This window comes from Marinobacter lipolyticus SM19 (genome assembly GCF_000397065.2).
In the GTDB taxonomy this organism is placed as follows: domain Bacteria; phylum Pseudomonadota; class Gammaproteobacteria; order Pseudomonadales; family Oleiphilaceae; genus Marinobacter; species Marinobacter lipolyticus.
Genome location: NZ_KE007306.1, coordinates 720,978 through 746,432, shown reverse-complemented (window position 1 = coordinate 746,432; position 25,455 = coordinate 720,978). Strand labels below are relative to the sequence as shown.

Annotated in this window: 23 protein-coding genes; 12 read left to right on the top strand and 11 right to left on the bottom strand. The window is 58.1% G+C overall.

Annotated features, from left to right (window positions below; genetic code table 11):
• Positions 1-113: 113 nt before the first annotated feature.
• The gene (locus MARLIPOL_RS03435; RefSeq protein WP_036190325.1) at positions 114-1,115 is read right to left on the bottom strand and encodes a metalloregulator ArsR/SmtB family transcription factor; all 1,002 of its coding nucleotides are present in this window, start codon (positions 1,113-1,115) and stop codon (positions 114-116) included.
• Positions 1,116-1,306: 191 nt separating this feature from the next.
• Between MARLIPOL_RS03435 and tkt the strand changes: the two genes are divergently transcribed.
• From tkt to fba, 4 genes are all read left to right on the top strand, one after another.
• Entirely contained in the window at positions 1,307-3,307 is a 2,001-nt protein-coding gene (gene tkt / locus MARLIPOL_RS03430; RefSeq protein WP_012136685.1) for a transketolase, read from the top strand.
• Complete coding sequence (gene gap / locus MARLIPOL_RS03425; RefSeq protein ID WP_012136684.1) at positions 3,307-4,341, top strand: type I glyceraldehyde-3-phosphate dehydrogenase; 1,035 nt, start codon at positions 3,307-3,309, stop codon at positions 4,339-4,341. Before tkt ends, gap begins: the two co-directional genes overlap by 1 nt.
• Positions 4,342-4,369: 28 nt before the next feature.
• Entirely contained in the window at positions 4,370-5,530 is a 1,161-nt protein-coding gene (locus MARLIPOL_RS03420; protein WP_012136683.1) for a phosphoglycerate kinase, read from the top strand.
• A 234-nt stretch (positions 5,531-5,764) separates the two neighbouring features.
• Positions 5,765-6,829: a class II fructose-bisphosphate aldolase gene (fba, locus tag MARLIPOL_RS03415; RefSeq protein ID WP_012136682.1), complete on the top strand. Its 1,065-nt coding sequence runs from the start codon at positions 5,765-5,767 to the stop codon at positions 6,827-6,829.
• Positions 6,830-6,876: 47 nt separating this feature from the next.
• On the opposite strand, the gene MARLIPOL_RS03410 is transcribed toward fba, so the two are convergent.
• The 4 genes from MARLIPOL_RS03410 to MARLIPOL_RS03395 are packed head-to-tail and all read right to left on the bottom strand — an operon-like array spanning position 6,877 to position 10,752.
• Complete coding sequence (locus MARLIPOL_RS03410) at positions 6,877-7,497, bottom strand: DUF2894 domain-containing protein (RefSeq protein WP_012136681.1); 621 nt, start codon at positions 7,495-7,497, stop codon at positions 6,877-6,879.
• A complete protein-coding gene (locus MARLIPOL_RS03405) occupies positions 7,497-8,150 on the bottom strand; it encodes an OmpA family protein (RefSeq protein ID WP_012136680.1) in 654 nt (217 codons plus the stop codon). Before MARLIPOL_RS03405 ends, MARLIPOL_RS03410 begins: the two co-directional genes overlap by 1 nt.
• Positions 8,150-10,063 (bottom strand): coiled-coil domain-containing protein, encoded by a 1,914-nt coding sequence (locus MARLIPOL_RS03400; protein ID WP_012136679.1) that lies wholly within the window; start codon positions 10,061-10,063, stop codon positions 8,150-8,152. The genes MARLIPOL_RS03405 and MARLIPOL_RS03400 overlap by 1 nt, the downstream gene beginning before the upstream one ends.
• Complete coding sequence (locus MARLIPOL_RS03395; protein ID WP_012136678.1) at positions 10,060-10,752, bottom strand: DUF3348 family protein; 693 nt, start codon at positions 10,750-10,752, stop codon at positions 10,060-10,062. Before MARLIPOL_RS03395 ends, MARLIPOL_RS03400 begins: the two co-directional genes overlap by 4 nt.
• A gap of 227 nt (positions 10,753-10,979) precedes the next feature.
• On the opposite strand from MARLIPOL_RS03395, the gene MARLIPOL_RS03390 reads away from it, so the two are divergent.
• Together MARLIPOL_RS03390 and MARLIPOL_RS03385 are read left to right on the top strand one after the other, a co-directional pair.
• Entirely contained in the window at positions 10,980-11,951 is a 972-nt protein-coding gene (locus MARLIPOL_RS03390; protein ID WP_012136677.1) for a DnaJ C-terminal domain-containing protein, read from the top strand.
• A gap of 15 nt (positions 11,952-11,966) precedes the next feature.
• A complete protein-coding gene (locus tag MARLIPOL_RS03385; protein WP_012136676.1) occupies positions 11,967-12,311 on the top strand; it encodes a chaperone modulator CbpM in 345 nt (114 codons plus the stop codon).
• Positions 12,312-12,323: 12 nt separating this feature from the next.
• Here the strand turns inward: MARLIPOL_RS03385 and MARLIPOL_RS18510 are convergent, their stop codons facing one another.
• Positions 12,324-12,497: a DUF6435 family protein gene (locus tag MARLIPOL_RS18510; protein WP_012136675.1), complete on the bottom strand. Its 174-nt coding sequence runs from the start codon at positions 12,495-12,497 to the stop codon at positions 12,324-12,326.
• Between the two features lie 211 nt (positions 12,498-12,708).
• On the opposite strand from MARLIPOL_RS18510, the gene MARLIPOL_RS03380 reads away from it, so the two are divergent.
• The 3 genes from MARLIPOL_RS03380 to MARLIPOL_RS03370 all read left to right on the top strand — a co-directional run bounded on the left by MARLIPOL_RS03380 (position 12,709) and on the right by MARLIPOL_RS03370 (position 16,614).
• Positions 12,709-14,142, top strand: coding sequence for a DUF5666 domain-containing protein (locus tag MARLIPOL_RS03380; RefSeq protein ID WP_012136674.1), 1,434 nt, complete (start codon positions 12,709-12,711; stop codon positions 14,140-14,142).
• A gap of 81 nt (positions 14,143-14,223) precedes the next feature.
• Complete coding sequence (locus MARLIPOL_RS03375; protein ID WP_012136673.1) at positions 14,224-15,093, top strand: DUF6502 family protein; 870 nt, start codon at positions 14,224-14,226, stop codon at positions 15,091-15,093.
• A gap of 3 nt (positions 15,094-15,096) precedes the next feature.
• Complete coding sequence (locus MARLIPOL_RS03370; protein WP_012136672.1) at positions 15,097-16,614, top strand: DUF5666 domain-containing protein; 1,518 nt, start codon at positions 15,097-15,099, stop codon at positions 16,612-16,614.
• Positions 16,615-16,685: 71 nt separating this feature from the next.
• Here the strand turns inward: MARLIPOL_RS03370 and MARLIPOL_RS03365 are convergent, their stop codons facing one another.
• A complete protein-coding gene (locus tag MARLIPOL_RS03365; protein ID WP_012136671.1) occupies positions 16,686-17,651 on the bottom strand; it encodes an NAD(P)H-dependent flavin oxidoreductase in 966 nt (321 codons plus the stop codon).
• 120 nt (positions 17,652-17,771) lie between these two features.
• Here MARLIPOL_RS03365 and MARLIPOL_RS03360 point away from each other — a divergent pair, with 120 nt between their 5' ends.
• The 3 genes from MARLIPOL_RS03360 to MARLIPOL_RS03350 all read left to right on the top strand — a co-directional run bounded on the left by MARLIPOL_RS03360 (position 17,772) and on the right by MARLIPOL_RS03350 (position 20,381).
• Positions 17,772-18,506: a DsbA family protein gene (locus tag MARLIPOL_RS03360; protein ID WP_012136670.1), complete on the top strand. Its 735-nt coding sequence runs from the start codon at positions 17,772-17,774 to the stop codon at positions 18,504-18,506.
• 114 nt (positions 18,507-18,620) lie between these two features.
• On the top strand, positions 18,621-19,640 hold the full coding sequence (gene trhO, locus MARLIPOL_RS03355) for an oxygen-dependent tRNA uridine(34) hydroxylase TrhO (protein ID WP_012136669.1): 1,020 nt from the start codon (positions 18,621-18,623) through the stop codon (positions 19,638-19,640).
• A gap of 12 nt (positions 19,641-19,652) precedes the next feature.
• Positions 19,653-20,381: a DUF481 domain-containing protein gene (locus MARLIPOL_RS03350; protein WP_012136668.1), complete on the top strand. Its 729-nt coding sequence runs from the start codon at positions 19,653-19,655 to the stop codon at positions 20,379-20,381.
• 49 nt (positions 20,382-20,430) lie between these two features.
• Here the strand turns inward: MARLIPOL_RS03350 and MARLIPOL_RS03345 are convergent, their stop codons facing one another.
• From MARLIPOL_RS03345 to MARLIPOL_RS03330, 4 genes are all read right to left on the bottom strand, one after another.
• The gene (locus tag MARLIPOL_RS03345) at positions 20,431-21,378 is read right to left on the bottom strand and encodes a YbgA family protein (protein WP_012136667.1); all 948 of its coding nucleotides are present in this window, start codon (positions 21,376-21,378) and stop codon (positions 20,431-20,433) included.
• A gap of 83 nt (positions 21,379-21,461) precedes the next feature.
• Positions 21,462-23,711: a glycosyltransferase gene (locus MARLIPOL_RS03340; protein WP_012136666.1), complete on the bottom strand. Its 2,250-nt coding sequence runs from the start codon at positions 23,709-23,711 to the stop codon at positions 21,462-21,464.
• Positions 23,708-24,766 (bottom strand): lysylphosphatidylglycerol synthase transmembrane domain-containing protein, encoded by a 1,059-nt coding sequence (locus MARLIPOL_RS03335; protein WP_012136665.1) that lies wholly within the window; start codon positions 24,764-24,766, stop codon positions 23,708-23,710. The genes MARLIPOL_RS03340 and MARLIPOL_RS03335 overlap by 4 nt, the downstream gene beginning before the upstream one ends.
• Positions 24,763-25,449 (bottom strand): GntR family transcriptional regulator, encoded by a 687-nt coding sequence (locus MARLIPOL_RS03330; protein WP_012136664.1) that lies wholly within the window; start codon positions 25,447-25,449, stop codon positions 24,763-24,765. The genes MARLIPOL_RS03335 and MARLIPOL_RS03330 overlap by 4 nt, the downstream gene beginning before the upstream one ends.
• Positions 25,450-25,455: the final 6 nt, after the last annotated feature.

Genomic DNA, 25,455 nt, shown 5'->3' with positions numbered 1-25,455 from the left:
CCGGCAAGTGACTGTCGTGACACATTCCGGTTACCGGGTTTGTTGGTTTCTGTAAGGATACGTAAAACTACGTATCTGTATATCAAAATATGTTGATATTGCTTTTGTCCGGCTCAGCCGGGGGTCGTGGTTTTCCAGAATTCACGCACCTGCACCTGAAAGCCGTTGCGCAGTCCTATAAATAGCTGCTCGCCAGCCGTCAGTCCGGCGTCCGCCGCCCAGGCGGTCAGTTCCTCGGGTTCGAAGCCCAGCCACAGGTCACCGCAGTTGTCCTTGGCCCAGTCCTGGTCGTGACTGCACAGGTCGCTGACGACAAAGCAGCCGCTGCCATTCATCAGCGCGGCGGCGTCAAGAAAAATGTCCGCCGGGCTGGGCACGTGGTGGAGCACCATGTTGGCGACTACCAGGTCAAAAGCGTCGCCCCGGGCCAGCAGGTTGTCGGTGTCTCCCTCAATCAGGTCAACGTTGTTCAGTCGTTCATCAATGCAGGTTCGCGTGGCCTTGGCCAGCATGTCGCGGCTGTTGTCCAGGGCAACCACGTGGTCGCACAGCCCGGCCAGTGTTGGCAAAAATGCGCCTTCACCGGGGCCGATTTCCAGGGCCGTTTGCCATGGGTGTTTGTCGGCCCGCTTGCGAATCAGCTCTGCCACGGGCTCGGCGTAAAGGTCAAAGGCGGCAATCAGCTCCTGTTGTTCGCGAAACTGCTCGGCGTGGCGCGAGAAAAAAACCTGCGACTGGTTCGCCCGCTGGGTGCGGATTGCTTCAATTTTTTCCTCCAGGTGTGAAGGCAGGGGAACCTGGTCCACTGTCTCGAATACCTGGCGGATGGTCTGGTCCGCGAGTTTGTCACTGTCCAGGCTTAGCGGGCGGCGATAGAAAATCGCGTTGCCTTCCCGCTGGGGCTCCAGTAGCCCGGCCTTGTGCATCACCTTCAGGTGGTGGCTCATGCCGGACTGGCGCATATCGAACAGATGGCTCAGCTCGAGCACCCCGAAGGTATCGCGACGCAACACACGCAAGATCTCCAGGCGCAATGGATCCCCGCTCGCTTTATAGATCGGGGCCAGGGCGTCCAGGGAGGACAAATCGACAGCGTGTGTGGTCATGGAAGTCATGGTTGGCAAGTTTAGGGGTGTTTGGTTGGTCAATCAATAGCCATATCAAAAAATATTGATATAGTTTTCGGTTCGTCGAAATCCACCTGTTTCGGCAATCCCGATTTGCCCCGGCACACACTAATCGGCGAAAATACGCGCCTTATTTTTGAGCAGCTCTATTTGTCCCGATAAACACTGGAGAAACGTCAATGCCGTCTCGTAAAGATCTCGCCAACGCCATTCGCGCGCTGAGCATGGATGCGGTTCAGAAAGCCAAGTCCGGCCACCCGGGTGCGCCCATGGGTATGGCGGATATCGCCGAGGTTCTGTGGAACGATTACCTGAGCCACAACCCGGCCAACCCGCAGTGGGCCAACCGTGACCGCTTCGTGCTGTCCAACGGTCATGGCTCCATGCTGCAGTACTCGCTGCTGCACCTGAGCGGGTACGACGTTTCCATTGACGACCTGAAGAACTTCCGCCAGCTGCACTCCAAAACGCCGGGCCACCCGGAATACGGTTACACCCCGGGCGTTGAAACCACCACTGGCCCCCTGGGGCAGGGTTTTGCCAACTCCGTGGGTTTTGCCCTGGCGGAAAAGGCTTTGGCGGCTCAGTTCAACCGTCCCGGTCACGAGATCGTTGATCACTACACCTATACCTTCCTGGGCGACGGCTGTCTGATGGAAGGTATCTCCCACGAAGTGGCTTCCCTGGCCGGCACCTTGGGACTGGGCAAACTCATCTGCTTTTACGACGACAACGGCATCTCCATCGATGGTGAAGTGGAAGGCTGGTTCACCGACGACACGCCCAAGCGTTTCGAAGCCTATGGCTGGCAGGTAATTCCGGCGGTAGACGGCCACGATGCCGACGCCGTCCGCGCTGCGATCGAAGCCGCCCGCGCCAACGCCGATCAGCCCACCATGATCTGCTGCAAGACCATCATCGGCTTCGGCTCTCCCAACAAGCAGGGCAAGGAAGATTGCCACGGCGCCCCGCTGGGTGACGACGAGATCGCCCTGACCCGCGAACAGCTGGGCTGGGCTCACGGTTCGTTCGAGGTGCCGTCAGAAATCTACGCCGAGTGGGATGCCAAAGAGAAAGGCGCCGCCGCACAGCAGGCGTGGGACGAGAAATTCGCTGCCTACGAAAAGGCCGAGCCGGAACTGGCTGCTGAATTCAAGCGCCGCATGGCCGGCGATCTGCCGGCCGATTTCTCTGAAAAGGCTCAGGCGTACATCCAGGAGTGTCAGGACAAGGGCGAAACCGTCGCCAGCCGCAAGGCCTCCCAGAATACCCTGAATGCCTACGGCCCGCTGCTGCCGGAACTGTTGGGTGGCTCCGCTGACCTGGCCGGCTCCAACCTCACCATCTGGGGTGGCTCCAAAGGCGTGACCAAAGAAGACGCCAGCGGCAACTACATCTACTACGGTGTGCGCGAGTTCGGCATGGCCGCCATCATGAACGGCATCGCCCTGCACGGTGGTTACGTCCCTTACGGTGCCACCTTCCTGATCTTCATGGAATACTGCCGCAACGCCGTCCGCATGGCGGCGCTGATGAAGCAGCGTTCCATCTACGTGTTCACCCACGACTCCATCGGCCTCGGTGAAGACGGCCCCACCCACCAGCCCATCGAGCAACTGGCCAGCCTGCGCACTACGCCGAACATGAGCACCTGGCGCCCGGCTGATACCGTGGAATCCGCGGTGGCCTGGAAAGCCGCTCTCGAGCGCAAAGACGGCCCGACTGCCATGGTGTTCTCCCGTCAGGGGCTGCCACACCAGGAACGCGATGCCCAGCAACTGGCCGATGTGGCCAAAGGCGCCTACATCCTGTCCGACAGCGAAGGCACGCCGGACCTGATCCTGATCGCCACCGGCTCCGAAGTGGCCCTGGCTCAGGACACTGCCGCCAAGCTGCGGGAGCAGGGCAAGCAGGTGCGTGTGGTCTCGATGCCGTCCACCGACACCTTTGACGCCCAGAGCGCCGAGTACAAGCAGAAGGTGCTGCCGCTGGAAGTCACCAATCGCATCGCCATCGAAGCCGCCATTGCTGACTACTGGTACAAATATGTGGGCCTCGACGGCCGCGTGGTTGGCATGACCACCTTTGGTGAGTCTGCGCCGGCTGGCGAGCTGTTCAAGGAATTCGGCTTCACCGTCGACAATATCCTGGAAGTCGCCGCGGAACTGCTGGACGCCTGATGAGCAACGCAAAGCCTTTTCGTATCGCGATCAACGGATATGGCCGGATTGGCCAGTGCGTTTTGCGCGCGCTGTATGAAAATGGCTATCGCGATCACCTTCAGGTGGTCGCGATCAACGAGCTGTCAGACATTGACACCATCGCTCACCTGACCCGTTATGATTCAACCCATGGCCGATTCCAGGGTGAGATTGCGGTGGACGGTGACAATCTGGTGGTGAACGGCGATCGCATCCGCGTGTTGCGGCATCCGGAACCCTCAGACCTGCCCTGGCGTCTGCTGGATGTGGATCTGGTGCTGGAGTGCTCCGGAGCTTATTCCGACCGCGCGACTGCTCAAAAGCAGGTGGACGCAGGTGCCCGGCGCCTGCTGTTCTCCCAGCCCGGGGAGCCCGATGTCGACCGAACGGTAGTGTTCGGCGTTAACGAAGGCGAGCTGACCAACGAGGACGTGATCGTCGCGGCGGCCTCGTGCACGACCAATTGCCTGGTGCCCGTTATCCAGGTGCTGGACGATGCATTGGGCGTGGAGCAGGGCAGCACGACCACCATCCACGCGGCGATGAATGATCAGCCGGTTATCGATGCCTATCATCATCAGGATTTGCGTCGCACCCGCAGTGCGCTGCACAACATCGTACCGGTGGATACCGGACTGGCCAAAGGCATTGAGCGCTTGTTGCCCCACATGGAAGGCAAATTCAGCTCGGTTGCCATGCGGGTACCGACCATGAACGTATCCGCCATCGACATGGTGGTAAATGTCCGCAAGCCAACCACGATTGATGCGGTGAACGAATTGCTGAAAAGCGCGGCCAGAGGACCGCTGAAAAACATCCTCGGATACACAGACGAACTCCTGGCCAGTTCCGATTTCAACCACGACGCCCATTCCGGCGTGGTTGATGGCGGCCAGACCCGGGTGACCGGGGAAACCATGGTGAAAGTGCTTTGTTGGTTCGATAACGAATGGGGCTTCGCCAACCGAATGCTGGATGTCAGCGAATGCTGGCTCAAGAAAACAGGCAACTAAATCAAGATCAGATCAAGGGAAGAAGCCAATGGCCATCAAAAAAATGACCGACCTGGACCTAGCCGGCAAGCGGGTCCTGATCCGCGAAGACCTCAACGTGCCGGTAAAAGACGGCCAGGTCTCCAGCGACGCCCGCATCCGCGCGTCACTGCCCACCATCAAGGCAGCCAGAGACGCTGGCGCCAAGGTCATGCTGATGTCACACCTGGGTCGCCCGGAAGAAGGTGTCTACGACGAAGCCTCCTCCATGAAGCCCGTCGCTGACCACCTCACCAAAGTGCTGGGCCAGGAAGTACGCCTGATCAAAGACTACCTGAACGGCGTTGAAGTGGCTGACGGCGAAGTCGTCCTGTTCGAAAACGTCCGCTTCAACAAAGGCGAAAAGAAAGACAACGAAGACCTCGCGAAACAGTACGCCGCCCTGTGCGACGTCTACGTAATGGATGCCTTCGGCACGGCTCACCGCGCCCAGGCCTCCACCCACGGTGTCGCAAAATTCGCCCCCGAAGCCTGCGCCGGCCCACTGCTGGCGGCTGAACTGGATGCCCTCGGCAAAGCCCTGGATAACCCAGCCAAACCGGTCGTTGCCATCGTCGGCGGCTCCAAGGTCTCCACCAAACTGGACGTCCTCAACGCCCTGGAAAAAGTCTGCGACCAGATCATCGTCGGCGGCGGCATCGCCAACACCTTCCTTGCCGCAGCCGGTCACCCGGTCGGTAAATCCCTGTGCGAACACGACCTGCTCGACACAGCCAAGGAAATCGCCTCCCGCGTGGAAATCCCGCTGCCGGTAGACGTGGTTGTGGCCAGCGAATTCGCCGAAACCGCCACCGCCACCACCAAAAACATTGCTGACGTCAGCGACGACGACATGATCCTAGACGTCGGCCCCGAAACCGCCGGCAAATTCGCTGACGTACTGAAAAACGCCAAAACCATCCTCTGGAACGGCCCGGTCGGCGTCTTCGAATTCGACCAGTTCGGCAACGGTACCAAGGCTTTGGCGAAAGCTATCGCCGAAAGCGACGCTTTCTCCCTGGCAGGTGGCGGTGATACCGTGGCGGCCGTTGACAAGTACGGCGTTGCTGACAAAATCTCCTACATCTCCACCGGCGGCGGCGCGTTCCTGGAATTCGTGGAAGGCAAAACCCTGCCGGCTGTAGCAGTACTGGAAGAGCGCGGCGAATAAAGTTTTGTATGGGCCTGAGCCAAAGCCCGGGTTTTAAGCAAAAAGTCAGAATCGCAAGGAGGGTGGGGTAAGTCTTTCGCGGAATTTCGGAGGCCATGGATGGCCGGAGAGAAGCGCACAGGGAAGTGCTTGTAGCGGTTCCGCGAAAGACTTACCCCGCCCTCCGAAGCAGACTCCCAAGTCTGCAATAAACCAGAATTAAACTACTCGAAAGACCAACGAAGGAGAAAACCCATGGCCCTGATTTCGATGCGGCAAATGCTGGATCACGCCGCCGAGCATGGTTACGGTGTGCCAGCCTTTAACGTCAACAACCTGGAGCAGATGCGCGCCATCATGGAAGCCGCCGACAAAACCGACTCCCCGGTAATTGTCCAGGCCTCCGCCGGTGCCCGTAAATACGCCGGTGCCCCCTTTCTGCGCCACCTGATCCTCGCGGCCATCGAAGAATTCCCCCACATCCCGGTCGTCATGCACCAGGACCACGGCACCAGCCCGTCCGTGTGCCAGCGCTCCATCCAGCTTGGCTTCAGCTCCGTCATGATGGACGGCTCCCTGGGTGAAGATGGCAAAACCCCGACCGACTACGAATACAACGTCGACGTCACCCGCCGCACCGTCGAAATGGCCCACGCCTGTGGCGTCTCCGTCGAAGGCGAACTGGGTTGCCTGGGCTCTCTCGAAACCGGCCAGGCCGGCGAAGAAGACGGTATCGGCGCCGAAGGCACCCTGGACCACAGCCAGATGCTGACCGATCCGGAAGAAGCCGCCGACTTCGTCAAGAAAACCCACGTGGACGCCCTGGCCATCGCCATCGGCACCAGCCACGGTGCCTACAAGTTCACCCGTCCACCGACCGGTGACATCCTGGCCATCGACCAGATCAAAGCCATCCACGCCCGCATCCCGGACACCCACCTGGTCATGCACGGCTCCAGCTCCGTTCCCCAGGACTGGCTGGAAATCATCAATCAGTACGGTGGCGAGATCCCGGAAACCTACGGTGTACCGGTTGAGGAAATCGTTGAAGGTATCAAGCACGGCGTTCGCAAGGTCAACATCGACACCGACCTGCGTCTGGCCAGCACCGGCGCGGTCCGTCGCTTCCTGGCCGAAAACCCGGCCGAGTTTGACCCGCGCAAATTCCTCAAGGAAACCATGAAGGCCATGACCGACGTGTGCGTCGCACGCTACGAAGCCTTCGGTTGTGCCGGCAACGCCAGCAAGATCAAACCGATCAACCTCGAGCGCATGTTCGAGCGTTATGCGGCTGGCGAACTGGACCCGAAGGTCAAGTAAGCATTCGCGTTCTGCCCGAAAAGCCTCCGGAGTCTCCGGGGGCTTTTTTATCCCTTCCTTCCCAGTCGTTCCAGCGCCAACAGCGTATCCGCGTAATTCACAAACCGGTTCAGATACTCTGGCGACAGCTTCTCCATGGTCGCAATCGCACGGCTGACCAGCCGGTGGGCGTTCATCGGACCGGCGTTTTCCGGGGTCTGTTCGATGGCCTGGCGAATGCGATCCTGAAGAGCCTGAGTACCCTGATCCGCCTGCACCCTGGCCATGGCCTTGAGTGGGCGTGGCGAACCATTGGTTACCGCAGTGGGTGCCGGCCCATCCTGTTCGCCGAAGATAAGCTTTTCCACGGGTGAGGGCGAGGTTAGTACCTGTGTATCCGGCGCCTGATTCAGGGTATCCAGCAGAAGCTGCAACGGGGAGGGGTGTCCTGTCTGGGCAGGTTGTTCCGGTTGTTCGGCCCCAGCCTGCTGTCCGGATCTTGCCTGAAACTCCGCCACAGCCTTCTCCAGCTTCTGCCAATGGCGGGTGCCCTGCAGTCCTTTTGCCCGCAGCCTTTGCTCCAGAGCTTCCAGATAACGGAAACGGACCGAATCCAGCCGATCCGCGCCGGAGTGCTTTAGCTCGGCAAGTTGTTGCTCCATGGTGGTCGCTTCCGCAGCGGCAGACATCAGTTCCCGGCTCCGTTATCGGTCTCGGCCGCCATAGCCGGCGCCCGTGGCACCGTGCTGATCTCCACTCTTCGGTTCTGCGCCCGGGATTCCGGATCCACATTAGGCACCGCCGGGTGGTGGGGGCCAAAGGCCGCGGCAAAGACCCGGTCTTCGGGCAGGCCCAGTTCCATCAGGGTACGGGTGACCGTCAATGCCCGCTGGGCGGATAGTCCCCAGTTATCCTGATACCGGTTGCCACGGTGCATGGGCAGGTCGTCGGTGAAGCCGCTGACCATCAGCAGCTCATCGTGTTGGGTCAGGTAGGTTTGCAGGGGGACGACCAGGGATTGCAGCACGGCCACACCGTCCGCCTGTAGCTGATCCGAGTTCAGCTCAAACAGCACGTTACCGCTGATGCCGATACGGCCGTCCCGGAACGTCACCAGGCCTTTGGTGAGGGGGTCTTCCAGTGCCTGCTCTAGCGCCATGCGGCGCTCTTCCTCGGCCACCCGGCGCTCCTTCTCCTCCGCCAGGGATTGGCTGAGTTCCAGCTGAACGCCGATCACCCACACCAGAATCAGCACCAGAATACCCACCAGCGCCGCCATCAGGTCAGAGAAAATTGCCCAGATCGGTGTGGACTGCTGTTCGCCGCCTTCCAGGTGCTCCATCAATTGGCTCCAGCAGTCTCTGGCTGTCCCTTGCGCAGGGCGGTGACGGCATCGATGACGTCTTTCTGGGAGCTGACAGACAGATCAATGACCTCGCGGGCCTGTGCCACGTAGTAGGCCAGTTGTTCATCGTGTCGGCTGCTGGCGTTTTCCATCGCCTTCTGAATGTTCGCGAGGCTTTCCTGCAAGCTGCTATTGGAAGTGCTGAACAGCTCTACCGCCTGATGGAAGGCTTCGCTGAGGGCGCCCACTTCCTGGCTGCTGCCGGTAATGTCGTCACCCAGTTTACCAAGCTGTTGGCTTTGCTCCTCAATCAGGGTGTTGAAACGCTCGCTGATCCCGGTAAGGGTGTCACCGGCGCCGCTGATCAGGGAATCCACTGCGTGGCGCTGACTGTCGGCATTGCTGCGCTGGGATTCCAGCAGGCTGTCCAGTTCTTCAACCAGTCTTTGGCGTTCCTCCAGCAACTCGTTTTCCCGTTCGCTGTTGCGGGCCATTTCACGTTGCAGCTGGTTGATCACTTCGGCGGCGGCTTTCGGGGTTTCCGAAGCCGTTTCAATCAGACGGGTCATCGGCGCTTCCAGACCCGTGCCCAGGCGGGACAGGTGGTTTTCTGCCGTCGCTTCCAATTGCGCCAGTCGTTTAGTGGCTGCTTCGCCTCTGGCGGCTTCCTGGTCCCGAAGTACTGTGAGCTGCTCGCTGATTCTGCCGACCAGCGTATCCAGGCCTTGCTGCTGGTTACTCGCCATCTGACGGCTTTCCTCGCGGAAGAGAGACTGATACTGCTGAAGCTGGTCACGCAGATCGGCCATGAAGGATTCTGCGGTCCGCTGCTGTTGTTCCAGGCTCGTTTGCCAGCGCTGAGTGCTCTGTTCTGAAGCCTCCTGCTGGGTCACGAGGTTCTGCTGCCAGCGCTCTCCGGCGTCAATTGTGGTTTTCTGGAAGGCTTCGGCGATGTCGGTCAGTTGCTGTCTGGTGGCATCGGTCCAGCTCTGATGAAGTTCCCCGGCATCGTCGCGCAGTTGGGTCATCGCCTTCTCTACAATCGGTTCTACGCGCTCTGCCGCAAGGCGGGTGCTGGCATCCAGAGCCGACTCCAGCGACTGCGCCACGGAATCCGCCAGTGTCTGGTAATGGTTTCCGACGGTGCTGTGGAAATCCTGCTGATTGCGAGTCAGGGATTGCTCAAGGGTCTGGCCGAGCTGTTCCATGCGCGTGGTCATGGCTTCCATGGCAGACGTCAGCTCCGGCAGGGCCTGCGCCTGGGTTTCCAAAGCCTGGAACGCCCGCTGTTGCTGGTAATCGGCCGACAGATGATGCAGCCGCTGGCGCAGGGTTTTGTCCAGCTGGCGGGAGACCAGTAACCGTTCGCGCCGGCTGAGGGTGGAGGCCAGGCCCAGCATGGCCGAAGCTGCTACACCGGCAATGGAGGTTCCGAACGCCAGGCTGAGTCCGGCAATGGGTGCGGCCAGGGCACTGCGAATCACGCTCAGCTCGGTACTGCCGTCGAGTGCTGAGGCGGCACCATTGAGGGTCACAATCATGCCAGCAAAGGTACCGAGCAGGCCCAGCATTACCAGCAATCCAACCAGATAAGGCGTGAGCTGCGGGCTGGGCAGCGCAGCGGAGTGGCCGTCGAGGCGTCTCTGCACCGCAAACTGAACCGGTTCCGGCAGGCCTGACAGCCAGCTGTCGACGTGTTCGCGGCTATCCGGAGCTGTATTCAGGCGTGCGGCAAGCTGTTGGGTGGTACGTCGAAACCCGATCAGCTCGGCGAAGCCCAGCCCATACACCGCTGCGATAATGGCGGTCACGGTCAGGGCCAGCAGATCGGAACCGAGAAAACCCCGGCCAATCCAGGCCACTACAGCCAGGCCGACGGCGAACGCGAGAAAAAAGAAAAGTCTGGTCATGGTGAATCACTAACCTCATTGTGGCAGGCCTCCAGTAACCCCAGCACCGGCTCCAGCCGAACGTCCAGTTCAGCGAGTAACAGAGTCTGCGCTTCCTCGCAGTAACGGTGGAGCCAGTCACCGGGTTGGGTGCCCGGTTCCGGGGATTGCTCAGAGGCTGTCTTCAGGGTCTGGAACCGCTGCTCCAGTACCTTTGAAATTTGGGAAAAACACTGGCTGGTATAACCGGCCATGGTGTGATCAAACACCGAGTCCAGTTCGGCCAGCCGGGCCAGGTCCTGGCCCTGATCTTTCATGGTCTTGCGTACCTTGTCCCGCAGTTGGCGGGAGGTGGCGGCGATTTTACGTTGCAGTGTAAGCCAGGCGTTCAGGTAGGGCTCATGTGCAATCGGGTCTGCCTGCTCAATCTCATCCCCGTAGCTTTGAATCCGCTGAATCAGAGCCCGGCGCGTGGTGGCCAGTTCCCGCGACAGTTGCTCGATGACGAAACCCTGAGCCATGGCCGGCTGACCGCCGCGGAATGCCAGCGCCGAATCCAGGTTCATGGTGTCCCCAAGCCCGAATAACCGGCCCAGGCGCTCGGAAAGACAAGGCAGACTGTCATTATCCACCTTGCCTTCTGCAGGCGTCGCCAACTGTAACAGCCGTGACCGGGGATGGCCGGTTTGTCGGGGTCGTGCTTGAGTCATGGGGTTGGTGCACCGTTTGCCGTTATCACGGGGAGCGTACATTGCCGATAGTCGGCGGGTGCCTATACTAATGGCTATTCAGGGGGAATGATAATGACCGTTTCTTAGTGCGGTTGCTGCCTCCAGGCCCAGGCGTGTGTCTGCCAGCACCTGATCCTTGTATTTTTGCTGTCAGCGTCAACTATAAGTACTTAGAGATCCATCTTTGGTCAGCTGTGAGGAGATCCATGGACTTCAAAGACTATTACACCGTCCTCGGTGTGAGCGAGTCTGCCTCCCCCGAGGAGATCAAAAAGGCCTACCGCAAGCTGGCGCGGAAGTATCACCCGGATGTCAGCAAGGAAGAAGATGCCGACACCAAATTCAAGGACCTGGGCGAGGCCTATGAAGTCCTGAAAGATCCGGAGAAGCGGGCTGAGTACGATGAGCTGCGCAAGTACGGTGCTCGTCCGGATGGTTCCTTTGAGCCGCCACCCGGATGGCAGAGCGCGTCCGGATTTGGCCGTGGCGGCTACACTGAAGCTGATGCGCGGCAGTTCAGTGACTTCTTCGAGGAGATATTCGGTGGCGGCCGTGGTGGGTTTTCCAGCCAGGGATTTGGCGGCGGCGGATTCCGCCAGAGTGCCCGCATGCGTGGCGAAGATGTGCATGCCAGGCTGGCACTGTTTCTGGAAGAGATTTTTCACGGCTGCGAGAAGCAGGTGTCTTTTACAGTCCATGAAGCCGACGACCATGGCCGGATTATTGCCCGTCAGAAGAACCTGAAGGTCAAGATTCCCGCTGGTATGCGGGAAGGGCAGCATCTGCGCCTGAAAGGCCAGGGCTCTCCCGGTATTGGCGGAGCGGATCCTGGTGATCTGCTGATCGAAGTCGAACTGGCACCTCACCCCCTATTCAGTGTTGAGGGTCGCGACGTGGTGGTGACTGTCCCCATTTCTCCCTGGGAAGCGGCGTTGGGCGCATCCGTCACGGTGCCGACGGTAGGCTCCAAAGTGAGCGTGAAAGTGCCCAAGGGTTCCTCCAGCGGGCGCAAACTCCGCCTCAAGGGTAAAGGGTTGCCGGGCAAGCATCCCGGTGACCAGATCGTGGTGCTGCAGATCGTGATGCCGGAGCAGCACACTGAAGCGGCCGACAAGCTCTATCAGCAGCTGGCCGAGGCGGAGAAACACTTCAATCCGCGCAGCAAACTTCATGTGTAAGCGGGGGAGCAGGGCATGACCAGCAAAGATCCGATTCATACTGTGGAGGTGGCCGAGCCGCAAATGACGCTGACACTGACCGAAATTTGCGAGCGCGGTGAGTGCCACGCCGAGTTTGTTATCAAACTGGTCAGCTACGGTGTCATTTCGCCAGTGGAAGATATCCCGGAGGAACGCTACTGGCAGTTTGACCTGGCGGCACTGGCAAGATTGCGAAAGGCGTTGCGGCTGCAACGCGACCTCAAGATGAATCTGCCTGGACTGGCGATGTCTCTGGAACTGCTCGATGAAGTTCAGGATATGCGTCGTGAGGTGGATCGCCTCAACCAGCAGCTCCGGCAACTGATGGGGGAGTGGTAGCTCCCCTTTTCTTTACTCCCGCTTTTCCAGGGCCTGTATTTCCGCGTAAATCTTTTCCGCCTCTTCCATGAGCGTGCCATGGGTGCGCAGATCGCCGTTACGCTGCGCGTGGAGCGCTTTGGCGAGCTTGTCTTCGTAAGCTTTTTGCAGCTTTTTCTTCGGATCGCCTTTCAGAAATCCCAGCATGGTTCCGCACCTGTTTTCGGTTGTGTGTAGACAGCTTACGCACTCGGGAGTCAAAAGTTCATAAATTCTTAATGATGAGAAGCTGGACATTTCGAAAATGTGGGAATAAATTCCCAAAATAACAGTTGGGAAAATTATCCCAAAGTATGTGAAAGAGAGCGGGCCCCAAAAGCCTTGTGGGAAAGCGGAAAAGCAAGCCTGGAGAATCGAGATGAAACGTAATGCCTTGTCTAAAGCAATCAAGTTCGCCATTGGCGGCGCACTCGCGGGTATGTTGGCAGCCTGTGGTGGTGGGGGCAGCAGTTCCGGCAGCTCGGACAGTGCCGACACATCCAGCGGTTCCAGCGTGGGTCCGGTGTCCGGATTCGGCAGTGTCTACGTCAACGGCACCCGTTTTCATACCGATGGTGCTGTAAACAGTGACGACGGGGTGGAGCGGGAGACCCAACTGGAAAAAGGAATGATCCTCAAAGTTCGCGGCAGTTGGGACGATAGTGGAGAGGGTGAAGCGCAAAGTGTTGACTACGATGACACGATCCGTGGGCCTCTGACATCTGCCACATGGGACGATGTTGCAAAAACCGGGACACTGAGCGTTGCAGGTCAGACGATACATCTGGATGGTCAGACTGTCTTCAAAGGCCTGGGTCCGGTGGAGCTTAACGGCGTGTCTGCCGACACCTATCGTGTGCGCGTCAGCGGCTGGCAACTGAATGATGGTTCTTTCCGCGCCAGCTTCGTAGGCGTAAAGGCTTTCAGCGTGGATTTCGATGATGACAACGAAGTGGAAATTGAAGGCGTCGTCGAGAATCTGGATACCGACGCCCAGACCTTCACTATTAATGGCTTTCCGGTGGACTACACCAGCGCGGTCTTTGACGATGACATGATCAGGGACGACCTTCGCGATGGCCTGGCAATTGAGGTTGAGGGCAGCCTGGAAGGGGGCGTGCTGATTGCCCGGAAGATTGATGATGAGGACGATCTGTTCGACGACGATGACGACGTGGAGATCGTCGGCGCGGTCTACGATTTTGACGCGGCTAATCGCACGTTCTTTGTCAATGGCGTCCAGGTTCAGATTGACGGCAGTACCGAATTTGATGACGGGCTCAGTGAGGGAAGCGTGGTCAATGGCCTGCTTGTAAAAGTGGAAGGCGAGTACCGCAATGGCGTTTTGATCGCTGATGAAATCGAACCCCGGGATGGGGATGCCGAACTCGAGGGTGTTATTGAGTCAAAGCCTGACAGTGAAACCCTGATCGTCAGTGGAGTGCGTGTGGTAATAACCAGCGGTACGCTGATTGAAGACGACGATGATGACGACCGCATCACCATGCGTACCCAGGATATAGAAAGCCTGAACGTGGGTGACTTCCTGGAAATCGAGGGCCGTCAGCGTCCGGATGACGGCGGCTTTCTGGAAGCTATCACGGTCGAACGGGAAGACGATAGTGACGATAGCTATGAAATGGACGGTCGGGTGACGGGGCTGTCCAGTACCACCATCACCGTCCTGGGCCTGGAAATGTTGCGGGGCAGTGCGGATTTCACCGGTATTGAGGTCGGCAGTGAGGTGGAAGTGGACTACTTCCGCAATAGCGGCGGTGATTATGTCGTCAATGAGATCGAGGAAGACGACTGATCGTACCGGAGCCCGGCCGGGTTTTTACCTGCGGCCGGGCAATTCTGGTCTTGATGGCGCCATGGGAATACAATCCCAAATATGAAACATTCCAACACCAATGCCCTGCATCAGGCGCTGTATCGCATTCTTCGACCGCTTGCCCGGCTCCTGCTTCGCAATGGCGTCCCCTTCGGGGAGTTTGCGGACCTGGTCAAGCGAGCCTACGTGGAAGCGGCTCTTGAGGATTTCAGCGATGACCGCAGAAAAACAACGGACTCCAGGGCCGCTGTGATGACGGGGCTGACACGCAAAGAGGTCAAACGGCAGCGCGAGATACTGACGGGCGAGCATTCCGGCACGTCCAAAGTGCTCCATGCTAATCGGGCTTCACGCGTGGTGTCTGGCTGGGTTCACGATACGGCATTCCAGAATCGCAAAGGCGAGCCTGCGTTGCTGAGCTTCGATGGGCCGCTCAGTTTCAGTGAGCTGGTGAAGCGATACAGCGGGGATATGCCGCCCCGTGCGGTACTGGATGAACTTCTGCGGGTGGGCGTGGTCTCTGTGGATGGATCGTCGGGTGACCTCGTCCTGGAGCAGCGTGCCTACATCCCGGCTGGTGATAGTGAGGAAATGCTTCAGATTTTTGGCGAGGACGTATCTGATCTGGTGGCAACCATCGACTATAACCTGGTCAGTGGTGAATCTGGCCATCAGCCCCTGTTCCAGAGAACACTGACGTACAACAATATTCCGCCTGAGATAATGGACCGCTGGCGTCGACACGCAGCTGAGCAATCGCAGCAACTGCTTGAGCAGCTGGACCGATGGTTGGGGCCCCACGACCGCGATATTTCTGGGAAAAAGGATGTCGGAAGCAACGCACAGCCGGTGAGAACCGGCGTCAGTATCTTCTATTTCGAAGACCCGATGACCATTAACCCGGCCCGAAAAGCCGGTGAGGGAGAGTAACCCATGAAGCCGAACACAATGTACCGCTACCGTTCCGTCTCTGCGGGTGCGCTCGTGGTTGTGTTGATCTCTGGTTGTGGGGGCGGTGGCGGCGGTTCAGTGGATGTTGCCGAGGGTGGCATTCGGGGTACTGGTGCCAGTGTGGGGCCGGTATCCGGCTTTGGCAGCGTGTTCGTCAATGGTATTCGCTTTGAGACCGACGGCTCGGTCACCAGTGACGATGGCATTAGCCGCGAGGATCAGCTTGACGAAGGTATGATCCTGAGGATCGACGGGCAATGGCGCGCCGATGGTGAGGGTACTGCCGAGCAGGTGGAGTACGACGACACCTTCCGCGGCGAGGTGGTGATTGTCTCCGAGACATTCGATCCGGACGATAGCAGCATTCGTGAGAGTGTCACGTTCACCGTCTATGGCCAGACCATCGTTGCGGACAAACAGACGGTGTTCAAGGGGATGTCGTTGCAGACTATTGATAGCGGCGCATTTGTCCGTGTCAGTGGCTGGCGTCTGCCGGATGGCCGTTATCGGGCCAGCTATGTCGGCTCACTGGAAGTGTCTTTGGATGACGTCGAGATCGAGGGACGAATCGACGATAGCTCCGTGGACGTCGACCTGAACCGGTTCTCGATCAACGGATTTCCGGTTGAGTATGACAATACCACCAATTTCGGTGATGGCCTGACAGAAAGTGATCTGAATGCTCCTGGGCTTGTGGTTGAAGTGGAGGGCCGTATCGGTTCCGTTGATGGCGCCTCCGGATTGATCGCCAATAACATTGAGCAGGATGAAAGCCGGCGTTACCAACGCGGGGATGATGACGACATCGAGTTTGCCGGGCCGGTGGCAACAGCATTTGACGACGCTGACAGCACCTTCACCATCAATGGGCTGACAGTGCTGGTCCCCGATGATGCGGTGTTTGAGGATGGCCTGACCAGCGCGGACCTGCAACCGGGCCTGTTGATCCAGGTTGAGGGGAACTTCCTGGCAGATGGACGCGTTGAAGCGGAAGAAATCGACATCCGGGACGCCAACGCGCAAGTCGAAGGGCCTATCAACCAGGCGTCTATCGATTTCAGTAACCGCACATTTCTGGTGGGAGGCGTTCTGGTTCGAGTCACGCCATTAACCATCATCACTGATGATGACGATGACCAGAGGATCGGTCTGGCAGATCTGAGCGGCGCGTTTGATGTGGAAGTGGAGGGCATTGAGCGGTCTACGAACGGTGGCGGCGTGATTCTGGAAGCGACTAAGGTTGAGCGTGAAATCGAAGATGAAGCGGGTAATGAATTCGAGGTCACCGGACGTCTGGGCGCCATTGATGACACCACGGTCACCGTATTGGGTGTCCGGATACGGGCGGTGGAAGGAGAAACCGAATTTGATGGCATTCAGCGCGATCAGCTGATGGCTGACTTTGAGAGTGGGGAGCGTCCGCTCATCGAAGTGGATTACGTTGAACAACCTTCGGGCAGCAGCAACTTTGTTGCTGACGAGGTCGAGCTGGAGGACTAAAACTCCGGCAGCATTGCCGGAATGCTGGCATGAAACCGGGGCCAGCGGGCCCCGGTTTCATGCTGCAGGTGTCAACCGCACAGGGCCGATCTGCCTAAGTGATACTCGTCACTTAGCCGGGCTACCAGTGCTTCCACCGACACCACATCATGAATCTGGCTCACGCCCTGGCCAGCAGACCAGACGGTTTTCCAGGCTTTCGCTTCGTCATCGATGGGTTTGAGCTTCTCTCCATAGTTGATATCGCCGGCCTGATGCAGTTTATCCATCGGGAACCCCGCCGCTTCCAGACTCTGGCGCATGAAACTCGCCGGAATGCCGGATACCGCCGGGGTATGGATGATGTCCGCCGAAACCGCTTCGATGATCATGTTGCGGTAGGCGTCTTCCGCCTGGGACTCCGTTGTATTGATAAAACGGGTGCCCATGTACGCGAGGTCGGCGCCCATAGCCTGTGCCGCCAGGAGATCTTCACCGTGGGATAACCCGCCAGCCAGAATAATGGCGCCATCGAACACCTCGCGGATTTCGTGCACCAGCACAAACGGGTTGATGGTGCCCGCATGGCCGCCGGCTCCAGCCGCGACAGCAATAATGCCGTCCACGCCGGCTTCGGCCGCCTTGCGTGCATGCTTCTGGTTGGTCACATCATGAAAAACCAGGCCGCCATAACTGTGTACCGCTTCCACCACCTGACTTGCCGCCCCAAGTGATGTAATGACGATGGGCACCTGATGTTTGACGCACAACTCCAGGTCGGCCTGCCAGCGGGGATTGGTTTTGTGAACGATCAGGTTTACCGCGTACGGCGCGACCTGCTGATCGGGGTTCTGCTCCCTGTACGTAGACAGTTCCCGGTTCATCTGGATCAGCCATTCCTCGCATCCCTCACTGGTGCGCTGGTTCAGTGCCGGAAAGCTTCCGACAATGCCCTGTTTGCAGCAGGCCAGCGCCAGTTCCGGGCCGGAGATCAGAAACATGGGCGCGGCAACCAGGGGCAGGGATAATGTATTCCTGAGAGATTCGGGCAATGCCATGAGTATTCCTTAATTTTTGTTGGAACTTTTGTAGGATATAAAGGATCTTAGCGTGCTCACCAATCCCTGAACACAGGCTTTGACAATCAATAACACACCAACGAATAAAAAGGAGTACTCATGGGTGAAGCCAAGCGACGCAAGGAAACTGGTGCCCCTCCCCCCAGGAGAGGCGACAATCGCAAGCCTCTGATTATAGGGGCGTCGATCCTGGTCATTGTACTGGCCGTTATTGGCGTGTTTTTCCTGACAGCCGCTCCGGATCCGACGTCCAACGAATTGCCGGTGGCAGCTCCGAACGCCGATGCATTTCCGGCGGAACTGGATCGTTATGGCGTTTCAGTGGGTGATGCCGAAGCTCCGGTCGTTGTCCGGGAGTTTGCGGACTACCAGTGTCCGGCCTGCGGTCGGTTTTCCGATGCCAGCCAGCAGCTGAAAGAGAAGTATGTGGAGTCCGGACAGGTACGCTTTGTCTATTTCGACCTGCCATTGCAGCAACACCAGAATGCCATGCCTGCGGCCCAGGCGGCCCGATGTGCTGGCGACCAGAGCGCATACTGGGCCATGCACGATCAGTTGTTTGACAAGCAGAGTGAGTGGAGTGATTCGGGTGATCCGGTGGCAACCTTTAGCCGGTACGCCAACGAACTGGGGCTGGAAGAGCGCCGCTTCCGCCGCTGTATGAACACCGAACTGCACCGGGAAGCGATAGAGCAGAGCCGGGAAGTGGCCATGCAACTGAAGGTGACCAGCACGCCGACGGTACTGGTCGACAACATCCGCCTGACCCGGCCGGGCTGGGGGCAGTTATCCGCTGTGGTTGAGCGTGAATTGGCGGACAGTAACCAGGATTAACTTGATCAGACCGTTCAGTTGGTTAAAATCTGCGCCCTCCCGCAATCCTGGTTCTGCGGGAGGCTGACGCAAATACATGCTCCGGATTTACGATCCGGCCCGCAGGAGAAAACCATGAGCAATGACGTTGTCGTCTGCGCGCTATACAAGTTCGCAGTGTTGAATGATTACAAGACCCTTCGCCAGCCGTTGCTGGACCTGATGCTGGAGAAAGACGTGCACGGCACCCTGTTGCTGGCCCGGGAAGGCATCAACGGCACCATCGCCGGCAGCCGCGAAGGCATTGATGCCATCAAGGGATGGCTTGGCAGCGACGAGCGTTTTGACGGCATTGATTACAAGGAATCCTTCGTGGATATCCAGCCGTTCAAGCGCACCAAGGTGAAACTCAAGAAAGAGATCGTCACCATGGGCGTTGACGGCATCGATCCCAAGCGCATCGTCGGCACCTACGTGCAGCCGAAAGACTGGAATGATCTGATTTCCGATCCGGACGTAGTTCTGGTGGACACCCGCAACCAGTACGAGGTGGAGATCGGAACGTTCAAAAATGCCGTCAATCCGGCCACTGAAACCTTTCGTGAGTTCCCCGAGTATGTGCAGCAGAATCTGGACCCTTCCAGACACAAGAAGGTCGCCATGTTCTGCACCGGTGGAATCCGCTGCGAAAAGTCCACGGCGTTTCTGAAAGAACAGGGCTTTGAAGAGGTCTACCACCTGCAGGGTGGCATCCTGAAGTATCTGGAAGAAGTCCCGGAAGAAAAAAGCCTGTGGCAGGGCGAGTGCTTTGTTTTCGATGATCGTGTCACCGTCAACCACAAGCTTGAGCGCGGCGAGTATGACCAGTGCCACGCCTGCCGGCGGCCGATTACCGAGGAAGACAAGCAGCGCCCCGAGTATGAACAGGGTGTGAGTTGCCATCGGTGCATTGAGTCACTGACGGAAGAACAGAAAGCACGGTTTGCAGAGCGTGAGCGGCAGATGCGTCTGGCGGAAGAACGTGGCGAAGCCCATGTGGGCGGCGAGGCGGCCCGCATCATTGCCGAGCGCAAGGCCCGCAAGAAAGCGGAGCGCGAGCATCAGGCCCGCAAGAGTCTGGCGGGGGAGCAGACCGGGAAATCCGCAAAAGCATAGCAGGGAGATTTCATGGGACTGAAGCAGGTAACGGCCATCACCGCGATTCTGATGTCGCCCCTGGCGATGGCTGAATCGAAAGACTGGTCGGGTGAGGCGGAGCTGGGTGTGCTCAAGACCACGGGTAACACCGAGGAAACCAATGTCAATGGCCGCCTGGGTCTGGTGCACGAGGTAACCGAATGGCGAAACATCGGTGACTTCCGGTCAGCCTATTCCGAGGCCGAAGACGAAACCACGACCGAACGCTATCGGGCCGACCTGGAAACCAACTACAAGTTCGACGAAAACCGCTACTGGTTCCTGCGTGGTGGCTATGAGGACGATCGTTTCTCGGGTTATGACTTTCAGTCGTCCGCGACGACCGGTTACGGTCATCGCCTCATGAACTGGGGAGAGCGCTCGTTTCTCGATCTGTCCGCCGGTCTCGGTTACCGGTTCAACAAGCTGGAAGAGCCGGACGAAGACGGTAACCGGGATGAAGAAGAGGCGATTGCCCGACTGGCGGCGCAGTTTGATTTCGCACTGTCCGAAACCTCCCTGTTCCGTCAGAAGCTGAGCTCGGAAATCGGTCTGGACGAGAACAACGTCATCACCGAGTCAGAAACATCGCTGCAGGCCAGTGTCGTCGGTAATCTGTCCCTGAAAGTGGCTTACCGGGTCAAGCACGTGTCCGATGCCCCACCAGATTCTGATGACACCGATACCGAGACGTCCCTGACTCTGTTGTACGGTTTCTGAAAGCCGGGAATTAAAAACGGGCCTCAAGAGGCCCGTTTTTTGTGAACGGCTATACCTTGTTGCGTAAACCCAGCTCATCCGGGTAAGGCGTGAGATATTGCTGGGTGTGGAGGTAATCCACCGGTTCCCGTCGTTGTGCCATTCGCAGCAGTGTCATCGGTACCACCAGGGGAATCTCCCCACGGTGATAGGCTTCAATCTGTTCCATCAACACCTTGCGATCCTCGTCGGCCATGGAATCCCGCAGGTAACCCATCAGGTGTTGCATGGCATTGACATGGGAACCGCGGCTGACTTTCTGACTCATGGCTTCCATGAAACGATGGATATAGCGATCGGCCAGTTCCGGCAAAGGTTCGGACTTGAGATCGCCCAGCATCGGACCAAGCTGGCGGTAAATGCGTTCCGAATGCGCCAGCAACTGGAACTTGTGGCGGGTGTGGAACTCGATCAGCGCCTGCGGTGAGAGTTTGTCGCCCACCACGTTCTGCATCCAGTCGTCATAGGCGAACACCCGCTCAATGAAATTCTCCCGCAGCATGTCATCGTTCAGCCGGCCTTCTTCCTCGACGGGCATCAGTGGAAACGCTTTGATCAGTGCCTCGGCAAACATACCGCGACCATCACGATGCATGACCCGGCCTTCCTCGTTATGGATCTTGATACGTTCCATGCCACAGCTGGGGGACTTCGCCATCAGGATGTAACCACGAAGGTTGGCCAGTGAGGGCATCACCTCGTCAATGAAGGACTGCATGGCATCGGTGTGGTCCGCCGTCCCTTTGGTTTCAATCAGGCGCAGTCCTTCCGAGTGTTCCCGCAGGTGAATGGCCGGACGTGGCACGCCCAGGCCAGCCTCCAGCTCCGGGCATATGGAACGGAACTCAAAATGCTTCGAGAGCACCTGGGTGCAATAACGGGAATGCTTGTGGCCGCCATCGTGGCGAACCTCCTTGCCCAGCAGACAGGTGCTGATCCCAACTGGTATACCGCTCACGTGTTGCCTCCCGGTGGTGACTGTTCACAGGAAATACGTGATTGCAGTGTAAATCGATCAGAGGGCTCTGGGGAAACGTATTTCTACTCACCTCCGGAGGTAACAGGCGATCGGCGTCGTTTCTTGGCTGTCAGCGCCAGGGTGGTTGCGTATATGTCGTGGACATCCCGGGCAAACTGTTCCACGGAGAAATCTCCGGCAAAGGCGAGTGCCTGTTCCGCCAAAGTCTGTCTCAGCTCATCGTCCTCAAGCAGGCGCTTTACCTGGGCGCACCACTGGTCCTGTCGCTCCGGGGTCTTGAAGCCGTTTAATCCATCGCGGACCACGTCTTCGATGCCGCTGGAGCGCACCGCGACAACGGGTAACCCGGCTGCCATGGCTTCCAGGATCACCATGCCCTGGGTCTCGGATTTGGAGGCAAACAGAAATGCATCGCCGAGCCGATACCAGATTGCCATGTCCTCCGGTGGTACAGAGCCCACCAGAGTGACGTGCTGCTCGAGGTTGAGATCCCGTATCTTCGCCTGCAGACGGTCCCGTTGATGACCATCCCCGATCATCAGGAAACGGAAAGGCACGTTCGTCTGCTGCCGCAATGAGTCAATCGCCTCGATCATGAAGTCGATGTTTTTCTCGTTGGACAGTCTGGACACGCTGATAAAGACTTTCTCTTCTTTCAGATTCAGTGACTGGCGCAGCTGGTCTATGTCGTCCTGGCTTACTTGCTGAAACTGTTGGTATTCGATGCCGGTCGGCTGAACAAATGTCGGGGTCTTCACCCCGATCATCCGCAGATACTCCTCCGTAGAGTAGGTCGGCACGATGACCCCATCGCACTTGTTGGCAAAATGCTTGATCAGTGCATGGGAAATCAGGTTACGAAACAGCATGCCGGGCAGGGGCACGAAGTGGGCGTAATGTTCCAGGCGAGTATGGTAGGTATAGATAGCAGGCACCCTTAGCCGCCGCGCCATGAAGAGCCCGAGGGATCCCAGCCAGAACGGGTGGTGCAGATGGATAATATCCGGACGGAAAGACCGCACCCTCCTGCGAATGCGTGCCAGGAAAATATTCGCCAGCCGGAATTCCCGTTTCTGCCCCATGGCGAGCAATGAAGGCACCCGCACTACCTGTTCTTCCGCCTCGGGCTGATCCTTGTAGCTGGGCGCAACCACCAGCAACTTGTCGCCCAGGTGCTCAAGCCCCCTCCGCAGCCGCTCGATTGAGAGCGGAACGCCACCAATAAACGGCAGGTAGTTGTTGGTAAACATCGCCACTTTCAGCGATTTCTCCTGCCAGGGCGTCGGGTCCAGATCGTAATCCGGGTAGTAATCCTTGCCGACAAATATGGCGACATAGAGCTTGATGGTAATGGCGGCAAAAATCGTGACGATAAGGATAAAGTTGACGTAGCCGGTGTAGAGCAGGGCGTAGATAAAAAACCAGAGACCTTCGAGGCGTTTGAGGATGGGGTGCTGGCCAACCTCCAGGCGCCGGAGCGAGTGACTGACTTCGCCATTCGGGCTCACGTCCACCTGCACGAAATGGTAGAAGCTGGTGTCGTTGTTCAGAACCAGGCCGCCTGCGCCACCGGTGGTGATAAACCGGGCATCTCCCACCTGACGGTCGGAATACAGGGAAACGTTGGCGGAGAACACCAGGTCAATGTTGTGTTTTTCCACGGTGTGCAGCAGCGCTTTCCGAAATGCCTCCGGGGCCAGATAGTCGGCCTGCTCGTCAAACGGCGCATCGACTTCCGGTTCAACCGGCGGATGCCCGATGAACAGGATCCTGGCAGCAGAGGTATCCTGGCTCAGCAGGTCGTCCAGCCAGCGCATCTGCCATTGCCAGGAGGTTTTCCCGGTGCTGTCCAGGAAAATCAGCCGGCTGTTGCCCGCCTGAATGCTGTAGAAGTGCGGACCGAAGTGGTCGTAGAACCGGAAACTGCCAAACTCCTCGTACTCATGAGCGCCAAAGGTGAGCAGGTAGGGGATAGCAAGGTGGCTGAGGGAACCATAAAGCGCACGATACTTGTCCTCACCGCCACCGCTGACGGCATTGCCCGCAGACACCAGGAAATCGATGCCCGAGTGGTTGAGTTCCGGGATCATCCGGTCCTCGAAAATGCCCACAGAGTTGTTGATATTGCCAACAACGGCGAAGCTGAAGGGCGTGTCTTTCTGGATTTCCCGATGAATTCGCTCCACCTGTTCGGTGTGTATGCCGTCAAAGTCCTCCATGAAGAGGTTCAGGTAGGCCTTATAGCCAACCAGCAAGAGCACGATGGTGAGGCAGAGGTAAAAGAGCCATTTTAACGGGTTTCGGAAAATCATCCTGATTTCCTGCGGTTCTTGATAAGTTCCCTCTGGAGTACCACCAGGCCGATAAGCATGCCCAGATAAATGGTCAGCAGGCGCCAGCTCACGATCACCAGAATCAGGTGGTTGCCCGACAGGATATCCCGGAAGAAGCTGCCAAAGACACCCTCGGAAATACCGGATGCACCGGGGGTTGGTGCGAAATACATGATAAACGTGGTTACCACCAGCAGTCCCAGGGAAATCAGATAGTCCACGTCGTAGCCCAGCCCATGAATCAGCAGTGCGGGAAAGCTGAACAGGCTGAGGAGGAAAATGGCAGTGAACAGGATCGACAAACTGATGTAGAGAGGGCGGCCGCCGAGGTAGTCCCGGAAGCTGTATGAGAACCTCAGCATTTCCCGTCTTGCCTTGAATTGCCAGCGCCGGTGCCGGGCATCACCGAGCAGGTGGAAATGATGGAGTTTCTCCAGAAAAAAACTGAGTGGCCGGATCAGCCAATGGCTACGGATCAAAAGAACGGTGAAAAAGCTCAGGTAAATGAGCACAAATATGACCAGCGCCATACTGATATCACCGATAAGGGTGCCGCTATCAAGGGCATCCAGAGTGACCAGGAAAACCGGTGTCAGGGAGAATATGAAAAAGACCGCCAGAACCGTCCGGATGGTGGTGGCCGCCGTTGCCCGCCCCACCGGCACGCCGTGATGGTGGAGATACCAGATCTGCGCAAATCCACCCCCCGTGGCCATGGGCGTAACATTGGAAAAGAACAGGTTAAGGAATACCAGGCGGAACATCGTTCCCATTGGCATCCGATGCCCGAGTGCCCTCAGGGTAAAGTACAACCGCAAGCCATCGGACAGGAAATAGACAAACAACAGTCCGGCGACGGCAGCCAGTATTTTCGGAGACAACAGGTCGGAATCGAAACTGAAGCTGCGTTCGGCAAACAGATCGTAAACGACATACAGACCGACAGCAGTCAGTACGATAAACGTCAGGCTGAACGCGGTCAGTCTCCGCCAGGAGGTGCGCTTCGAATAGTCGACGTCGGTTTCATCGGTCATCTGGCGCCTGCTCGTTCTCCATTCTCGGGGGCAAGTGCCTGCTGGATCAGGGCTTTCTGGTGCTCGGCAAAGTCCTGTATCAGAGCCCGGGCCTTGTCGGCATCCCGTGCCAGAACCGCCTGTGGCAATTGGGTAAAGAACTGACTGGTCTGCGCCAATCCCTGACGATACCGTTCCGCGCTCAGATAGTAGGCGCGGCTGACCGCAGGCTTGAAATTCGAGAGAGCTTCAGTGAGGTAGGGGTTCCCGACCAATTCACAGCAGACTTCCATCACCTCGAAGCTCGCTTCCACCACCGCCGTAATGTCGGCCGATGGTTTTTTCATTTGCTCAATCACCGCCCCGACGACATTCAGCATCCGCGGCTTGTCCTCTTCCTGCCAACGGTCACAGAGCCTGTCTGCCAGCATTAACAACAGGTGCATGTAGACGTCATACAGCTCAGACGCATGCTCTGCATCCAGACGACTCGCTGACGCCCCTTTGCGTGGTGTGATGTCCACCAGGTGCCAGCGCTCAAGGGTATATAGCGCCTCCTTGACCGACGCCCGGCTGACCTTAAGTTCCGTGGCAGTGGTAGCTTCATGAATCCGTTCACCGGGCCGGATCTGGCCAGTCATGATGCGTTCGGCGAGATAGTTGGCTATTTGCTCGGCAAGGGTATTGGGAACCTGAAAATCCATAAGGGC

What these genes read in the sequence shown, in the direction of transcription:
- MARLIPOL_RS03435 (WP_036190325.1), bottom strand. Translation starts at nt 1,115, where the DNA reads ATGACTTCCATGACCACACACGCTGTCGATTTGTCCTCCCTGGACGCC.
- tkt (WP_012136685.1), top strand. Translation starts at nt 1,307, where the DNA reads ATGCCGTCTCGTAAAGATCTCGCCAACGCCATTCGCGCGCTGAGCATG.
- gap (WP_012136684.1), top strand. Translation starts at nt 3,307, where the DNA reads ATGAGCAACGCAAAGCCTTTTCGTATCGCGATCAACGGATATGGCCGG.
- MARLIPOL_RS03420 (WP_012136683.1), top strand. Translation starts at nt 4,370, where the DNA reads ATGGCCATCAAAAAAATGACCGACCTGGACCTAGCCGGCAAGCGGGTC.
- fba (WP_012136682.1), top strand. Translation starts at nt 5,765, where the DNA reads ATGGCCCTGATTTCGATGCGGCAAATGCTGGATCACGCCGCCGAGCAT.
- MARLIPOL_RS03410 (WP_012136681.1), bottom strand. Translation starts at nt 7,497, where the DNA reads ATGTCTGCCGCTGCGGAAGCGACCACCATGGAGCAACAACTTGCCGAG.
- MARLIPOL_RS03405 (WP_012136680.1), bottom strand. Translation starts at nt 8,150, where the DNA reads ATGGAGCACCTGGAAGGCGGCGAACAGCAGTCCACACCGATCTGGGCA.
- MARLIPOL_RS03400 (WP_012136679.1), bottom strand. Translation starts at nt 10,063, where the DNA reads ATGACCAGACTTTTCTTTTTTCTCGCGTTCGCCGTCGGCCTGGCTGTA.
- MARLIPOL_RS03395 (WP_012136678.1), bottom strand. Translation starts at nt 10,752, where the DNA reads ATGACTCAAGCACGACCCCGACAAACCGGCCATCCCCGGTCACGGCTG.
- MARLIPOL_RS03390 (WP_012136677.1), top strand. Translation starts at nt 10,980, where the DNA reads ATGGACTTCAAAGACTATTACACCGTCCTCGGTGTGAGCGAGTCTGCC.
- MARLIPOL_RS03385 (WP_012136676.1), top strand. Translation starts at nt 11,967, where the DNA reads ATGACCAGCAAAGATCCGATTCATACTGTGGAGGTGGCCGAGCCGCAA.
- MARLIPOL_RS18510 (WP_012136675.1), bottom strand. Translation starts at nt 12,497, where the DNA reads ATGCTGGGATTTCTGAAAGGCGATCCGAAGAAAAAGCTGCAAAAAGCT.
- MARLIPOL_RS03380 (WP_012136674.1), top strand. Translation starts at nt 12,709, where the DNA reads ATGAAACGTAATGCCTTGTCTAAAGCAATCAAGTTCGCCATTGGCGGC.
- MARLIPOL_RS03375 (WP_012136673.1), top strand. Translation starts at nt 14,224, where the DNA reads ATGAAACATTCCAACACCAATGCCCTGCATCAGGCGCTGTATCGCATT.
- MARLIPOL_RS03370 (WP_012136672.1), top strand. Translation starts at nt 15,097, where the DNA reads ATGAAGCCGAACACAATGTACCGCTACCGTTCCGTCTCTGCGGGTGCG.
- MARLIPOL_RS03365 (WP_012136671.1), bottom strand. Translation starts at nt 17,651, where the DNA reads ATGGCATTGCCCGAATCTCTCAGGAATACATTATCCCTGCCCCTGGTT.
- MARLIPOL_RS03360 (WP_012136670.1), top strand. Translation starts at nt 17,772, where the DNA reads ATGGGTGAAGCCAAGCGACGCAAGGAAACTGGTGCCCCTCCCCCCAGG.
- trhO (WP_012136669.1), top strand. Translation starts at nt 18,621, where the DNA reads ATGAGCAATGACGTTGTCGTCTGCGCGCTATACAAGTTCGCAGTGTTG.
- MARLIPOL_RS03350 (WP_012136668.1), top strand. Translation starts at nt 19,653, where the DNA reads ATGGGACTGAAGCAGGTAACGGCCATCACCGCGATTCTGATGTCGCCC.
- MARLIPOL_RS03340 (WP_012136666.1), bottom strand. Translation starts at nt 23,711, where the DNA reads ATGATTTTCCGAAACCCGTTAAAATGGCTCTTTTACCTCTGCCTCACC.
- MARLIPOL_RS03335 (WP_012136665.1), bottom strand. Translation starts at nt 24,766, where the DNA reads ATGACCGATGAAACCGACGTCGACTATTCGAAGCGCACCTCCTGGCGG.
- MARLIPOL_RS03330 (WP_012136664.1), bottom strand. Translation starts at nt 25,449, where the DNA reads ATGGATTTTCAGGTTCCCAATACCCTTGCCGAGCAAATAGCCAACTAT.